Below are 14,982 nucleotides of genomic sequence, written 5' to 3'. Positions count from 1 at the left end.
ACGGACACCGGTAAGACCGGGCACCCGCGAGAGCGGACACCCGCCCCACACCGTCACATCCCCGTTGGATCCAGAAGAAGAGAGCCGACCGATGAAGAAGACCATCCGCAGAAGCAGGCGCGCCGCCACGGCCGTCGCCCTGGGTTCCGTGCTCGTGCTGACCGCCACCGCCTGCGGCGACGACGGCAGCGGCAGCGCGGGGGACAAGGGCGGTGAGGGCTCGGGCAAGGGCACGATCACCTTCTGGGACAACAACGGCGGTGTGCGCACCGACATCTGGAAGCAGGTCATCGCCGACTTCGAGAAGAAGTACCCGGACATCAAGGTCGAGTACGTGGGCATCCCGGCCGCGAGCGCCCAGTCGAAGTACGACACCGCCATCCAGGGCGGCGGGCTGCCCGACGTCGGCGGGGTGGGCACCGCGATGCTCGCCGAGGTCGCGGTGCAGGGCGCGCTGGAGCCGCTGGACGACCGGATCGCGAAGAGCCCGCTGAACGGCAAGCTGAACGAGGGCCTGCTGGCGATCTCCACATCGGCGGGCGGCGGGGACGCCCTCTACCAGGTGCCGACCTCGGCGAACAACGGCACCCTGTGGTACCGCACCGACCTGTTCGAGCAGGCCGGCCTCGACGCGCCGACCACCTGGTCGAAGTTCTACGACGCGGCGGACAAGCTCACCGACAGGGCCAAGAACCGGTTCGGCTTCACCATCCGCGGCGGCGAGGGCGCCATCGCGCCGGCCCTGGACGCGGTGTACGGCCAGACCGGGATCACCTCGTTCTGGAAGGGCGACAAGACCACCGTCAACGATCCGCGGAACGTGGCCGCCCTGGAGAAGTACGTCGCCCTGTACAAGAAGGTCACCCCGGCCGCCGACGTCAACAACGACTTCACCAAGATGGTCGCCCAGTGGGACAGCGGCACGATCGGCATGCTGAGCCACAACCTGGGCTCCTACCAGGACCATCTCAAGGCGCTGGGCGAGGGGAAGTTCCGCGGCATCCCGAACCCGACGCTTCAGGACGGCACCCGGGTGCAGGTGTCCAACCCGGTCGACGGGCTGAGCCTGTTCAAGTCGAGCAAGAACAAGGCGGCGGCCTGGAAGTTCATCGAGTTCGCGGTGTCGCACGAGGAGAACTCCAAGTTCAACCGGTCCGCGGGCCAGGTCCCGGCGAACACCGACGCGGCCAAGGACGCCTGGATCCAGCAGTCCGAGCCGACGAAGCTGGCGGCGCAGGCGCTGGACGGAGCCAGCACCAAGATCGTGCAGCTGCCGTACTACCTGCCCGACTGGAACACCATCTCGAAGGCCGACAACGAGCCGAACTTCCAGAAGGTGCTGCTCGGGAAGATGACCGCGAAGGACTTCCTGGACACCCTGGCCGACCAGCTCAACACGGCGCAGGCCGACTGGAAGCAGAACCACTGAGGTCCCGGTGGGTCCCGGCGGCGGGGAGCCGCCGGCGTCCGGCGCGGGCCGGGGCGCGCGGCTCCCCGCGCGCCCCGGCCTTCCCGGCCGGCGACTCCACCGCAGCACCGAAGACCCCCGCCGAGGCCCCGGCCGGGACCCGGCGCTCACCTGGCCCGCATCGGACTCGTCACCGAGGAGAACACACCATGCGTCATATATGTCATGAACGTGCCACCCGGGCGGCCGTCGCCGCGACCTGCGCCGGCCTCGTGCTCACCGTCACCGGCACCGCCGCCGCACAGCCCGCCCACCGCGCCGACGCCACCCGACAGGTGCTGCCCGCGAACGACGGCTGGGGCGCCCACGGCACCGGCACCACCGGCGGCGCCGCCGCCGACCGCGCCCACGTCTACACCGTCACCACCTGGGAGGAGTTCAAGGCCGCCCTGGCCGACGGCGGCAGCGCGCCCAGGATCGTCAAAGTCAAGGGCACCATCGACGCCGACGGCCCGGACTGCACCTCCTTCCAGGCGCCCGGCTACGACCTCGCCACCTACCTGGACACCTACTCCCCGCAGAACTGGGGCCGCGACACAACCCTGGACGACGAGCCCGCCGACAGCCCCGAGGGGCTGCGCCGCGCCTCCGCCGCCCGCCAGGACGCCTACATCAAGGCGTTCGTCCCGGCCGACACGACCATCGTCGGGATCGGCAAGAACGCCGGCTTCAAGGGCGCCAGCCTGCAGATCAAGGACGTCGACAACGTCATCGTCCGCAATCTGACCTTCGAGAGCCCCCTCGACTGCTTCCCGCAGTGGGACCCGACCGACACCGCCGACGGCAACTGGAACTCCGAGTACGACAGCGCCGTGATCTACGGCTCCACCCATGTGTGGATCGACCACAACACCTTCACCGACGGCGACCACCCCGACAGCACCCTCCCGTACTACTACGGCCGGATCTACCAACAGCACGACGGTGAACTGGACATCGTCAAGGGCGCCGACTACGTCACGGCCTCCTGGAACGTCTTCAAGGACCACGACAAGACGATCCTGATCGGCAACAGCGACAGCGCCTCGACCGCCGCGGTCGACCGCGGCCACCTCAAGGTCACCTTCCACCACAACCTGTTCGCGAACCTGGTCGAGCGCGCGCCCCGGGTCCGCTTCGGACAGGTCGACTCCTACAACAACCACTTCGTCGCCGAGGCGGGCTACGGCTACACCTACGGCATCGGCATGGAGTCCCAACTCGTCGCCGAACACAACGCGTTCACCCTGGCCGACGGGGTCACGGCGGGGTCCGTCCTGAAGAAGTGGAAGGAGGCGCCGGTCACCGCCGAGGACAACTACGTCAACGGCGTACGGACCGACCTGATCGCCGTCCACAACGCCGAGGTCCCCGGCGAGACCCTGCAGCGCGGCGCGGGCTGGACACCCACCCTGCGCACCCGGATCGACCCGGCCAGGGCCGTGCCCGGCATCGTCGGCCACCGAGCGGGCGCCGGCCGGCTCGGCTGACCCGCAGCGCACGGGCCGGGGCCCACGGCCCCCGGCCCGCCCGGACCAACCGCCGCACCGCGAAGGAGCTTCCGCATGCCCTCGCCCCACCCCCCGAATTCCCTGACCAGAAGGGGCTTCCTGGCCGCCGGAGCCGCGGCGGGCGCGGCGCTCGGCCTCGCCCCGGCACCCGCCAGGGCCGCCGCGGCGCCCCGCCCGTTCGGCCGCCACGGCTCCCCCCGGCACCGCCTCACGCCCCGCACCCTCTACGTCGATCCGCACGGCCGCGGCGACGTCACCACCGTCCGGGACGCCGTGTCCGCCGCGAGCGGCGACGGCTGGACGCTGGTCATCGCCCCCGGCGTCTACCGCGAGACGGTCACCCTCGACGCCGGCCGCACCGGGGCGACCTGGATCGGCGCCTCGGAGGACCCCCGGGACGTCGTGCTCGTCTACGACAACGCGGCCGGCACGCCCAAGCCCGGCGGCGGCACCCACGGCACCACCGGCTCGGCCACCACGACCCTCCAGGCGGACGGCTTCACCGCCCGCTGGATCACCTTCGCCAACGACTGGCTGCGCGCCGACCATCCGGACATCACCGGGACCCAGGCGGTGGCCGTCAAGGTGCAGGGCGACCGCAGCGCCTTCCTGCACTGCCGCTTCCTCGGCCACCAGGACACCCTGTACGCCGACTCGACGGCGCTCGCCGCCTTCGCCCGCCAGTACTACCGCCACTGCTACATCGAGGGCGACGTGGACTTCGTCTTCGGCCGGGCCACCGCCGTCTACGAGGACTGCCACTTCCGCACCCTGGACCGCACCGACCTGGGCTCGGCCCCGTACGGCTTCGTCTTCGCGCCGTCCACGGCGGGCGCCAACCCGCGCGGCTTCCTGGTCACCCGCGGCCGGATCAGCAGCGCGGCCCCGGACGGCGCGTACAAACTGGCCCGCCCCTGGGTGCCCAGCTCGGACGTCACCGCCCGCCCGATGCTCACCGTGCGCGACACCCGGCTCGGCCCCGGCGTCGACGCGACCGCGCCCTACGCCACCATGTCCAACGCCTTCCCGTGGCAGGAGCAGCGGTTCGCCGAATACCGCAACACCGGCCCCGGCGCCGCGGTCGTCGTCCCCGGCAACCGGCCCCAACTCACCGACGCCGAGGCCGAGTCGCACACCCCGGCGGCCTACCTCGGCGACTGGCGGCCCCCGGCCGTCCGCCCGCGGTAACCGGCACGGCCGCCCGCCCTTGAAGCGGCGGACACGTTCAGGAACCCGGGCCGAACCGGATTCCGCCGTGCACGTCACGGCTCTGCACGAGCGAGGTGACCGTTCCGCTGTTGCTGTTGTGCACGGACCCGGCGGGCGCGCCGAGTTCGCGGACGAGGCCGAGGAGTTCGGGCCGCTCGGCGACGGCGGCCAGCAGGAACGCGGTCCAGCGGGCGGTGACCCGGTCCCGCGCCTCGCCGTCGTGCGGTGCCTGGCCGTCGTCCGGGTCCGCGTCGGCCGTGTGCCGGTGCGCGTCGTCCAGCCGCCGCTCGATCTCGTCCGCCGGCTCGCCGGTCCGCCCGCTCCACCGGGCCGCGAGCCAGGCGCGCACCCGCTCCCAACCGTCGGTCATGATCGCGGCGACCAGCGCCTGGGCCCCCGGTGCCACGATCGGCGTCAGATCCATCGCGGTGTCCCCCTCCGTCCGCTCGGCGGCTCGACGGTCACCGTCGGCGACGGCTCCCGCACAGTGATGGTGTCCGCCGTCCGCCGCCGCCAATCGTGGGAAGCCTCTCCGATGCGGCCGTGGCCCGGCGGCTGCCTACGGCCGTGCACGCCCCGGCGCGGCGAAGCCGCCCGTCACGGAGGCGCGGCGCCCGTCGTCCGCCGTGCCGGTGACGGTGTAGCGGTCGCGCCCGGCGTCCCGGCCGCCGCGGTCGTGGTCGTACTGCCCGGCGAAGATCCATGCGCCCGCCGGGACCGTACGCCCCCGTCTGAGCGTCCAGGTGAAGACGAGGAAGCCGTCCCGTTCACGTGCCGTCAGCGCGAAGTCGTCCTCGGGCAGTGTGCGCCAGGCACCGGTGGAGGTCACCCCGCCGGTCTGGGCGACGGCCAGCCGCACGCTGAGGGAGGTCAGCGGCCGCGACGTCCTCAGGGTCACCTCGCTCTGCGCCCAGAACGCGTTGCTGTGCGGGTCGACCGCGCCGTCCGCCGACAGCGGGCCGTCCCGCGCGCCACGCGCGACGGGCGCCGGGCTCCGCGGCCCCGGGTCCTGCGAGGCCGCGACGGTCCGCCGCGCCGGCGGGGCCTCCCCGGCGAGGGACACCACCCCGTACCCACCAAGGGCAACCACCCCGGCAACCCCCATCACAGCCCCGACCACCCACCCCCAACCCCCGACCCACACCCCGCGGGTCACCGTCTGTGCCCTGCCCCGTTCGATGCGGGCCAGGATGCGGGCGCGGTCCGGGTGGTGTGTGTCGGCCGCCGCGCGCAGCCGGGCGCGCACCTCCCGCTGCGCCTCCTCGGGCCCCTCAGGTCCCTCCCCGGGCCCTTCCTCGGGCGTCTGCCGTGCCGTCATCGGCGCCGTCCTCCGCTTTCGCCGCCGGGCACCCGCAGGGCCGCGGCCGTCTCCGCCCGGTGTGCCGCCCCCACCACCGCGGGCATCGCCCGCGGCGACTCCCGCGGGCCAAGCCGCCGCTGGAGTTCGGCCATGCCCTTCGACGTCTGGCTCTTCACCGTACCCACGGAGATACCGAGGGCGAGCGCGGTCTCCCGCTCCGACAGGTCGAAGGCGTGCCGCAGCACCACACACGCCCGTTTCCGGAACGGCAGCCCGCGCAGCGCCTCCCGCACATCGACCACGCCCGGCACGTCCGGGTTCTCGGTGCGCTCCTCGCGGTGCGGCCAGAACAGCGCGATCCGGCGCCGCTCGCGGACCGCGCTGCGGATCCGGGTGCGGGCCAGATTGGCGACCACGCCCCGCGCGTACGCCACCGGGTGGTCGGCCGCCCGCACCCGGTCCCAGCGGTGCCACAGCGCGAGCAGCGCATCCGCGGCCAGATCGTCGGCGGCGTCCGGCTCCCCCGTCAACAGGTGGGCGAGGCGGGAGAGTTCGGCGTAGTGGCGTTCGAAGAAGGCATGGAACTCCGCGGCGGCGTCGTCCGCGACGTGACCCACGCGTCTGTCTCCTCGCAGCGCTTCCCGGCGCCGAACGGCGTGCGCCGGACGGGACCGGGAACTGTAGCAGCGGTCGTGCGATTCCTCGAACAATGCAGGGGCGGCCGAACCCGATTTCCTTAACACGGCGAAAACCTGAGACCGCGTCGACGCGGGAACAATCCAGCCAGCATCCGCGCACCGATCACTCAGGCATCGAGGAGCCCGACCATGTCCGAGACGCAGAAGGCGGCCGACCGGTCACCCGCCCCGCCACCCGGAACCGGCGGCGTCGACCGGTACTTCAGGATCACCGCCCGGGGCTCCACCCTGGGCCGGGAGATACGCGGCGGCTTCGCCACCTTCTTCACCATGGCCTACATCCTCGTGCTGAACCCGATCATCCTGGGCGGCGCCAAGGACAAGTTCGGCCATCAGCTCGACACCGGCCAACTCGTCACCGCCACCGCCCTGGTGGCCTGCGTGATGACCGTCGTCATGGGGGTCGGCGGCAACCTCCCGCTCGCCATCGCCGCCGGTCTCGGCCTGAACGCCGTCGTCGCCTTCCAGCTCGCCCCCCTGATGAGCTGGGACGACGCGATGGGTCTCGTCGTCATCGAAGGCGTCGTGATCTGCGTCCTGGTGCTCACCGGACTCCGGGAAGCGATCATGAACGCGATCCCGCAGCAGCTCAAACAGGCGATCGGCGTCGGCATCGGACTGTTCATCGCGTTCATCGGCTTCGTCGACGCCGGGTTCGTCAGCCGCGTCCCGGACGTCGCGAACACCACCGTGCCCGTCCAACTGGGCTCCGTCGGGCGACTGACCGGCTGGCCCGTCCTCGTGTTCTGCCTCGGCGTGCTGCTGACCGTCGCGCTGCTCGCGCGCGGGGTGAAGGGCGCGATCCTCATCAGCATCGTCACGATGACCGTCGTCGCGATCGTCATCGACGCCGTCGCCGACATCAAGAGCTGGGGCCTGACCACACCCAAGGTGCCCGACGAGATCGTCGCCGCCCCCGACTTCGGGCTCTTCGGTCACTTCAGCCTGTTCGGCGGCTTCGCCGAGGCCGGCGTCCTCACCGCCGTCCTGCTCGTCTTCACCCTGATCCTGTCGGACTTCTTCGACGCCATGGGCACCATCGTCGGCGTCAGCGCGGAGGCCGGGCTGCTCGACGAGCGGGGCCAGGTGCCGCACATCGGCCGTGTGCTGTTCATCGACGGGGCCGCCGCGGTCGCCGGCGGGATCGGCTCCGCCTCCTCCAACACCGCCTACATCGAGTCGGCGGCGGGCGTCGGCGAGGGCGCCCGCACCGGCTTCGCCAACCTGGTCACCGGCGGACTCTTCGGTCTCGCGCTGTTCCTGACCCCGCTGCTGACCATCGTCCCGCTCCAGGCGGCGGCGCCCGCGCTGATCGCGGTGGGCTTCCTGATGATGACCCACGTCAAGCACATCGAGTGGGACAGGTACGAGATCGCCGTCCCTGCCTTCCTCACCATCGCCGCGATGCCGTTCACGTACTCCATCACCGACGGCATCGGCGCCGGGTTCCTGTCCTATGTCGTCATCAAGACGGTGCTGGGCAGGGCCAGGGAGGTCAACTGGCTGCTGTGGGCCGTCTCCGCACTGTTCCTGGTGTACTTCGCGATCGACCCGGTGGAACAGCTCCTCGGCGTGAAGTAGACGCCGGGGACCTCGCGCCCCGCGAGGGGCGCGGGGAACCGCGCGATCAGTCACGGACGACCCGCGGCCGACCACGCGGCGTTCCGCCTCCCTCAGTTCTTCAACGCGGCCCGCATCATGGCCTGCGCGACCGGCGCGGCCAACCCGTTGCCGCTGACCTCCGACCGCGCCGCGTCCGACTGCTCGACCATCACCGCGACGGCGACCTCCTTGCCCGATGTGTCGGACGTGCCGTAGGAGGTGAACCAGGCGTACGGTGTCTTGCTGTTGTTCTCGCCGTGCTGCGCGGTGCCGGTCTTGCCGCCGACGGTGACGCCCGGTATCCGCGCGTTGGTGCCGGTGCCCTGCTCGACCACCGTCCGCATCGCCGACTGGAGTTGCCCGGCGGTCGTGGAGCTGACGATCCGGGTGCCGTGGGCGCCTTCGTCATAGTTGCGCACCACATCACCGCCGCTGTCGGTGATGCGCGACACCATATGGGGCGAGACCAGTACCCCGTCGTTGGCTATGGCTGCCGACACCATCGCCAGTTGCAGCGGGGTCGCGGTCACATCGAACTGGCCGATGCCCGACAGGGCGGTCTGCGCGTCGTCCATCCCGGACGGGTAGACGCTGGTGTAGGCCCGTACCGGCACGTCCAGCCTGTCGTCGTCGAAGCCGAACTTGTCGGCCATCGCCTTCACCTTGTCCTGGCCGAGGTCGACGGCCATCTTCGCGAAGACGTTGTTGCAGGAGTACCGCAGGGCGGTGCGGATCGAGGCGTTCTCGCAGGGCGCGGAGGTGTTCTCGTTGGCGAGGTCCCGTGTGGTGCCGGGCAGCCGGTACGGGTCCGGGCTGTCGGTCGGTTCGTCCACCGTCGCGTACCGCCCGTCCTCCAGCGCCGCCGCCGCGACGACCAGCTTGAACGTCGAGCCCGGCGGCAGCGGCTGGCGCAGCCCGCGGTTGGTCAGCGGCTTGTCCGGGTCGGCGTTGAGCCGCTTCCAGGCGGACCCGGCGGTGTTGGCGTCGGTGAGCGTGCTCGGGTCGTACGACGGGGTCGACACGACCGCGAGGATCCGGCCGGTCTTGGGATCGATCGCGACGGCGCCGCCCTTCTTGTCGCCGAGCGCGTCGTACGCAGCCTTCTGCACGTCCGGGTCGATCGTCGTGACCACGTCGCCCGGGTCGGCCCGCTCGCCCGTGATCGTGTCCATGACGGTCTTGAGCCGGGTGTCCGTGCCGTTGAGCAGGTCCTGGTAGATGCCCTCCAGCTGGGTGGGCGCATAGCTCTGCGAGGCGTAGCCGGTCACCGCGGCGTACAGCGCGCCGTCCTTGTAGGTGCGCTTGTACGCGAGGTCGCCCCCCGAGGCGCGCGCCGAGCCGGTGATCGACTCCCCGGCCACGATGATGTTCCCGAGCGGTGCCGCGTACGTCCGGATCGCGTTGCGCCGGTTGTTCTTGTCGTCCGCGAGGGCCTTGCCGTCGTAGAACTGCACCCAGGTCGCCCGCAGGAGCAGGGCGAGCACGAGCAGCAGCGCGAAGACGGACGCCCGCCTGATCGTCTTGTTCATCCCGGTGACAAGGACGAGGCAGCGGTGGGAAACGTTCCCGTTGGCCCGTTTTCTCATCGTGCGCTCAGAAAACCCGCCTCGTACGCGGCGATCACCGCCTGGGTGCGGTCCCGGGTCCCCGTCTTCGCCAGGACCGCCGCCACATGCGTCTTCACCGTGGCGGGCCCCACCCGCATCCGGCGCGCGATCTCCGCGTTGGTCAGCCCGTCGGCCAGATGCCGCAGCACCTCGCGCTCGCGGCCCGTGAGCCTGGCCGCCCAGGCCGGGGGAGCCGGGTACGCGCGCGCGTGCTGTGCGGCGAGGCTCCGTACGGCGGACGGGAACAGCAGGCAGTCGCTGCGCGCGACCAGCCGCACCGCCTGGACGAGGGTGTCGGCGTCGGCCCGCTTCAGCAGGAACCCGGCGGCCCCGACGCGCAGCGCGTCGTACACATACGCGTCGTTCTCGAAGGTGGTCACGACCACGACGCGAGGTGGCGCGTCGAGCGTGGCCAGGATCCGCTCGGTGGCCCGGATCCCGTCCGTCTCGGGCATGCGCACATCCATCAGCACCACGTCGGGCCGCAGCTCCCGCACCACCGACACGGCCTCGGCGCCGGTCGCCGCCTCGCCGACCACCACCAGGTCCGGTTCGGCGGCGAGGATGGCGCGCAGGGCGGTGCGCACCATGCGCTCGTCGTCCGCGACGACGATACGGATCGACGGCGGTGCGGGCGGCGGTGCCGGCGCGGATGCCGGCGGCGGTGTCGGCGGCGGTGTCATTCGGGTCCCTTCCACGGCAGTCGTACGTGCAGCCGCCACGTCCCGCCGGACGCGCCCGCCCGGCACTCCCCGCCGAGCAGCCGCACCCGGTCGGCGATGCCGCGCAGGCCGTGGCCGCCGCCGGGACGGGAGACGCCGGCGGCGCCCAGCGGGTTCTCCACGGTGATCTCCAGCCGTCCGCCGGCGCCGCCGATGCGCACGGCGACCGGTTCCCCCGCCGCATGCCTGAGCGCGTTGCTCAGCCCCTCCTGCACGATCCGGTATGCCTCGCGGGAGACCAGCGGCGGCAGGGCGGCGGGATCGGTGGTGACGGTGGCCGTCACCCGCTGTCCGCCGGCCCGGGTGCGGCGCACCAGCCCGTCGAGGTCGGCCGCGAGGGTCGGCGCGGGCGCCGTGCCGGGCGTATCGCCGTCCCGCAGCACACCGAGCACGGCGTCGAGTTCGCCGACGGTGCGCCGGGTGGTGTCCTCGATGGCGGCCAGCGCCTCGCGCACGAACCCCGGGTCGGTGTCCAGGACCCGGCGGGCCGCGCCCGCCTGGAGGGTGACCGCGCTCAGCGCGTGCCCGACGGAGTCGTGCAGTTCGCGCGCGAGCCGGTTGCGCACGGCGAGGTCGGCGGCGCGCGCCTCGGCCGCCGCGAGCCGGTCCTCGGGCGTGGGCCCGAGCAGCGCGGGCGCCCACCGGGCGAGCAGCGTGCCGCACCCGGCGGCGCAGCCCGCGAGCGCGAGCAGCAGGGCGATACCGGCCGGCGGGCACAGCGGCAACGCCCAGGGCCTGCCGAGGACTTCGGGCAGCCCGAGCCGTGCGTCGCCCAGCACCGCGGGGACGGGCAGCACGATGAGCACCAGCGCCAGCGGCGGCACGGCGAGGGACATCCCCGCGACGATGCCGCCGAACCCGAGGTGCAGCGTGAACCAGGCCGCCGTGCGCCCGCGCGCGGCCCGGGTACGGGCCGGGCCCTGGTCCAGCGCGTCCGGGGGGAGCCCGCACAGGGCGCGTGCGGCGGCGGCCTCCAGCGGCCGGGCGAGCGGGAACAGCAGCGCGGTGAGCGCGGCGAGCGGCAGCCCCAGCGCGAAGGAGGCGAGTTGCAGCGGCAGTTCGGAGAACACCTGGCGCGAGCCGGTGAGCGGCCCGACGACCACCGCGCCGACGAGGACGTACGGCATGGCGAGCGCGCCGCCCAGGATCAGATGGATCCAGCGGCGGCGCGCGGTACGGCCGAACACCGACCGGGCGAACTTGCTCACGCCGGTGGCCGCTTCGGGGCCTCGGCGTGCCGCTCGGCGCAGAAGTGGGCGCCGAGGGCCGCGACCAGGACGCCGGTGACGAGCTGGCCGGCGTAGGTGAGGTTCATCAGCTGCGTCGGCGGGTCGCCGAGGTCGCCGCCGTCGCCGAGCGGGGCCAGCGACAGCCAGCCGCCCCAGCAGGCGGTGCCGCCCGAGCCGAGCCAGGCCAGGGTCAGCGGCACCGCGACCGGCAGGGTACGGGCGTGCCGGGAGCCGAGCAGCCGGCCGCCGGTGACGGCGGCGAGCAGAAAGCCGATGGCCACGGCCTCCATCACATAGAAGTCACTGGTGCGGTGTGCGGCACGGCCGGGGCCGAGCCCCGCGGTGCCGCCCAGCATCCAGACGAGATGGGTGCCGAGGGGCAGCAGCGCGGCGAGCGTGGCACCCCCGGCGCAGGCCCGCTGCGCCGCCCGGGTGGTCCCGGCCGGCAGGTCGCCCACCCTGCCGCGCCACACCCGGCCCCAGCGGTCGCGTGCGTACAGCGCGAACAGCGCGCCCAGCGCGAGCCCCTGCACGATGAACCCGGTGTAGACGACGGCGAAGACCCATGCGTCGAGGAAGGGCCGGCGCCCGGGATCCGCGGGCCCGGCGCCGCCCTGGGCGAGCGCGCCGGCGACCAGTTGGAGCGGATAGCCGGCCGTGATCGGCGCGAGCAGTCCGGTGCCGACCCAGACGGGGAACACCGCGGCCCAGGCGGGTGCCGTCCGGGCCCGCGGCCGGGTCAGCATCACCGCGAGCACGATCACGGCCGCGTCCAGCAGCACGCTCAGCGCGTTGGCGACCGCCATCGTGGTGCGGTGCTCCAGCAGCGGGCTGCCCTGCGGTATCCCGGCTCGGCTGCCCGCGAGCCAGGCGGCCTTCAGTCCGATGTACGGCACACAGGCCACGATCGCGACGGACCGCAGCAGCCGGCGGCGCGGATCGAGCCGGGGCACGGTGGCGCGGGGCGCGGGTACGGGCGGGGCGGCGGACGCCGGGGGCGGTGTCATGGGTCCACGCTCCCGGGCGCACCGGTCGCGGCACCTCCCGCGCCGTGACGATTCGCCTCCGCCGCGCGGGGGAGAGGGCCCTCGTCCGTCACAGCCTGCGCGTGGCCAGCGTCAGCCGGTCGCGGGCGTCGAACAGGGCGTCCTTGACCATCTGTTCATGGGCCGGGGTCAGCCGGGCCACCGGCACCGAGCAGCTGATCGCGTCGCGGGCCGGCGTGCGGTAGGGGATGGCGACGCCGAAGCAGCGCAGCCCGAGCGTGTTCTCCTCCCGGTCGACGGCGAAGCCCTGCTCCCGGATCTGGTGCAGCTCCTCGATGAGCTTTTCCCGGTCGGTGAGGGTGTGCTCGGTCAGGGCGGGCAGCGTCTGTGGGAGCAGCTTGCGCACCTGCTCGTCGGTGTGGGTGGCGAGCAGCGCCTTGCCGAGGGACGTGGAGTGCGCGGGCAGCCGGCGGCCCACGCGGGTGAAGGGGCGCAGATAGTGCTGCGACTGACGGGTGGCCAAGTAGACGACGTTCGTGCCGTCGAGGCGGGCCAGATGGATGGTCTCCGTGGTGTCGTCCGACAGGCGGTCAAGGGTGGGGCGGGCCGCGGCCACCACCTCGTCGCCGTCGATGTACGACGTCCCCACGAGCAGGGCCCGCACCCCGATGCCGTAGCGCGTGCCGGTGGCGTCCGTCTCCACCCAGCCCAGCTCCACGAGGGTGCGCAGCAGCATGTACAGGCTGGACTTGGGGTACCCGACGGCCTCCTGGACGGACGCGAGGGAGTGCATACCGGGCCGGCCGGCGAAGTATTCGAGCAATTCAACGGTCCGCACCGCGGATTTGACCTGCGCCCCGCCGCCTGTCTCGCCTGCCGACATCGCCCTTGACCCCTTCGTTGGACGGGAAATACTCTCCAACAGCATATTCATCACCTGAGACGGCGTTCAGTATATCGAACGGCCTGGTGGATGACCCAGATCTTTGTGGAGGGACCCGCGGTGGCAGCAGCACCAGTCTGGAGTGTCGACCCGCGTACCGGGAAGCAGCGTGAACAGGTTGCGGTGGAGGCCACGGCCGAGGAGGTCGACGCCGCGGTACGGGCCGCCCACGCCGCGCGCGGCTCCCTGGCCGACCGCGCGGTCCGCGCGGCCTTCCTGCGCTCGGCCGCGGCGGGCCTGGACGCGGCCCGGGACCGGCTCGTCGAGGCCGCCGACGCGGAGACCGCGCTCGGCCCGGTCCGGCTGACCGGCGAACTCGCCCGCACCACCTACCAGCTGCGCGCCTTCGCGAAGCTCGTCGACGAGGGCGCCTTCCTCGACGTCATCATCGACCACCCCGACGACACCGCCACCCCACCCGTGCCGGACCTGCGCCGCATCAAGGTCCCGCTCGGCGTCGTCGCCGTCTACTCGGCGTCCAACTTCCCCTTCGCCTTCTCCGTCGCGGGCGGCGACACCGCGAGCGCGCTGGCCGCGGGCAACCCGGTGGTCGTCAAGGCCCACCCCGACCACCCGGCCCTGTCCGAACTGGTCGCCGACACGCTGCGGCGCGCCGCCGCCGAGCACGGCATCCCGGCGGGCGCCGTCGGCCTGGTGCACGGCTTCGAGGCGGGCATCGAACTGATCAAGCACCCGCTGGTCGCCGCGGCCGGGTTCACCGGTTCCGTGCGCGGCGGCCGTGCCCTGTTCGACGCGGCGGCCGCCCGGCCCGTCCCGATCCCCTTCCACGGCGAGCTGGGCTCCCTGAACCCGGTCGTCGTCACCGAGGCCGCCGCCGCCGAGCGCGCCGAGGCGATCGGCGCCGGCCTCGCCGGTTCCATGACCCTCGGCGTCGGCCAGTTCTGCGTGAAGCCGGGCCTGGTGCTCGCGCCGTCGGGCGCGGCCGGCGACCAGCTGGTGAAGTCCCTGACCGACGCGGTCAGCGACACCGAGGCCGGGGTCCTGCTGGACCACCGCATGCGGGACAACTTCATCGCCGGGGTCGCCGAACGCGCCGGGCTGGACGGCGTGGACTCCCCGGTCACCCCGGGCGCGGGCGGCGAGCACACGGTGAGCGCGGGCTTCCTCACGGTGCCGGCCGCGAAGCTGGCCGAGGCGGGCGCCTACGACCTGCTCCTGGAGGAGTGCTTCGGACCGGTGACGGTCGTGGCCCGCTACGACGACGAGGCCGAGGTCGGCGCCGTGCTGTCCCGGCTGCCCGGCAACCTCACCGCGACCGTGCAGCTGTCCGCCGAGGAGGCGGCGGGCGCCGGCCGGGGCGCCGAGATCCTGGCCGAGCTGACCCCGCTGGCCGGCCGTGTCCTGGTCAACGGCTGGCCGACGGGGGTCGCGGTGGCGCCCGCCCAGCACCACGGCGGCCCCTATCCGGCGACGACCTCCACCTCGACCTCCGTGGGCGGCACGGCGATCGAGCGCTGGCTGCGGCCGGTCGTCTACCAGAACACCCCCGAGGCCCTGCTCCCGCCGGAACTGCGGGACGACAACCCGCTGGGGCTGCCCCGCCGGTTCAACGGCGTCCTGGAGCGGTAGCGCTCCGCTGGGTGCGCCGCTATGTGTTCCGGGTCGTCTGCGGCGCCGTCGTGGCTGGTCGCGCAGTTCCTCGCGCCCCTTCGGGGCGCGGGCGAACCGGACGTGAGTGGCGTGCGCCGGCGCGTGGTGTGCGTGCCC

General features: G+C 73.0%; 13 protein-coding genes. 5 read left to right on the top strand and 8 right to left on the bottom strand.

Features of this window, described 5'->3' with window-relative positions; genetic code table 11:
- The first annotated feature begins 91 nt into the window (after positions 1 to 91).
- The 3 genes from AC27LF_RS24955 to AC27LF_RS24945 all read left to right on the top strand — a co-directional run bounded on the left by AC27LF_RS24955 (position 92) and on the right by AC27LF_RS24945 (position 4,146).
- Entirely contained in the window at positions 92 to 1,429 is a 1,338-nt protein-coding gene (locus AC27LF_RS24955; protein ID WP_479658558.1) for an ABC transporter substrate-binding protein, read from the top strand.
- Between the two features lie 188 nt (positions 1,430 to 1,617).
- Entirely contained in the window at positions 1,618 to 2,937 is a 1,320-nt protein-coding gene (locus tag AC27LF_RS24950; protein WP_479658559.1) for a pectate lyase family protein, read from the top strand.
- Positions 2,938 to 3,012: 75 nt separating this feature from the next.
- Entirely contained in the window at positions 3,013 to 4,146 is a 1,134-nt protein-coding gene (locus tag AC27LF_RS24945; protein WP_479658560.1) for a pectinesterase family protein, read from the top strand.
- Between the two features lie 37 nt (positions 4,147 to 4,183).
- Here the strand turns inward: AC27LF_RS24945 and AC27LF_RS24940 are convergent, their stop codons facing one another.
- From AC27LF_RS24940 to AC27LF_RS24930, 3 genes are all read right to left on the bottom strand, one after another.
- Positions 4,184 to 4,591 carry a hypothetical protein gene (locus tag AC27LF_RS24940; protein ID WP_479658561.1) on the bottom strand — a complete coding sequence of 136 codons (408 nt, stop codon included), beginning with the start codon at positions 4,589 to 4,591 and terminating at the stop codon, positions 4,184 to 4,186.
- A gap of 135 nt (positions 4,592 to 4,726) precedes the next feature.
- Positions 4,727 to 5,485 (bottom strand): hypothetical protein, encoded by a 759-nt coding sequence (locus AC27LF_RS24935; RefSeq protein ID WP_479658562.1) that lies wholly within the window; start codon positions 5,483 to 5,485, stop codon positions 4,727 to 4,729.
- Positions 5,482 to 6,084, bottom strand: a complete 603-nt coding sequence (locus AC27LF_RS24930) for a SigE family RNA polymerase sigma factor (RefSeq protein WP_479658563.1) — start codon at positions 6,082 to 6,084, stop codon at positions 5,482 to 5,484. Before AC27LF_RS24930 ends, AC27LF_RS24935 begins: the two co-directional genes overlap by 4 nt.
- Positions 6,085 to 6,294: 210 nt before the next feature.
- Here AC27LF_RS24930 and AC27LF_RS24925 point away from each other — a divergent pair, with 210 nt between their 5' ends.
- Entirely contained in the window at positions 6,295 to 7,746 is a 1,452-nt protein-coding gene (locus tag AC27LF_RS24925; RefSeq protein ID WP_479658564.1) for an NCS2 family permease, read from the top strand.
- A gap of 92 nt (positions 7,747 to 7,838) precedes the next feature.
- On the opposite strand, the gene AC27LF_RS24920 is transcribed toward AC27LF_RS24925, so the two are convergent.
- The 5 genes from AC27LF_RS24920 to AC27LF_RS24900 form a co-directional block, all read right to left on the bottom strand.
- Positions 7,839 to 9,296, bottom strand: coding sequence for a peptidoglycan D,D-transpeptidase FtsI family protein (locus AC27LF_RS24920; protein WP_479658565.1), 1,458 nt, complete (start codon positions 9,294 to 9,296; stop codon positions 7,839 to 7,841).
- A 53-nt stretch (positions 9,297 to 9,349) separates the two neighbouring features.
- Positions 9,350 to 10,057: a response regulator transcription factor gene (locus tag AC27LF_RS24915; protein ID WP_479658566.1), complete on the bottom strand. Its 708-nt coding sequence runs from the start codon at positions 10,055 to 10,057 to the stop codon at positions 9,350 to 9,352.
- The gene (locus tag AC27LF_RS24910) at positions 10,054 to 11,304 is read right to left on the bottom strand and encodes a sensor histidine kinase (RefSeq protein WP_479658567.1); all 1,251 of its coding nucleotides are present in this window, start codon (positions 11,302 to 11,304) and stop codon (positions 10,054 to 10,056) included. The genes AC27LF_RS24915 and AC27LF_RS24910 overlap by 4 nt, the downstream gene beginning before the upstream one ends.
- Positions 11,301 to 12,332: a hypothetical protein gene (locus AC27LF_RS24905; RefSeq protein ID WP_479658568.1), complete on the bottom strand. Its 1,032-nt coding sequence runs from the start codon at positions 12,330 to 12,332 to the stop codon at positions 11,301 to 11,303. Before AC27LF_RS24905 ends, AC27LF_RS24910 begins: the two co-directional genes overlap by 4 nt.
- An 88-nt stretch (positions 12,333 to 12,420) precedes the next feature.
- On the bottom strand, positions 12,421 to 13,194 hold the full coding sequence (locus AC27LF_RS24900; protein ID WP_479658569.1) for an IclR family transcriptional regulator: 774 nt from the start codon (positions 13,192 to 13,194) through the stop codon (positions 12,421 to 12,423).
- Between the two features lie 120 nt (positions 13,195 to 13,314).
- Between AC27LF_RS24900 and AC27LF_RS24895 the strand changes: the two genes are divergently transcribed.
- On the top strand, positions 13,315 to 14,844 hold the full coding sequence (locus AC27LF_RS24895) for an aldehyde dehydrogenase (NADP(+)) (RefSeq protein ID WP_479658570.1): 1,530 nt from the start codon (positions 13,315 to 13,317) through the stop codon (positions 14,842 to 14,844).
- The last annotated feature ends 138 nt before the right edge of the window (positions 14,845 to 14,982 follow it).

This window comes from Streptomyces diversicolor, assembly GCF_057537855.1.
This window is presented reverse-complemented; position numbering and strand designations above follow the sequence as displayed.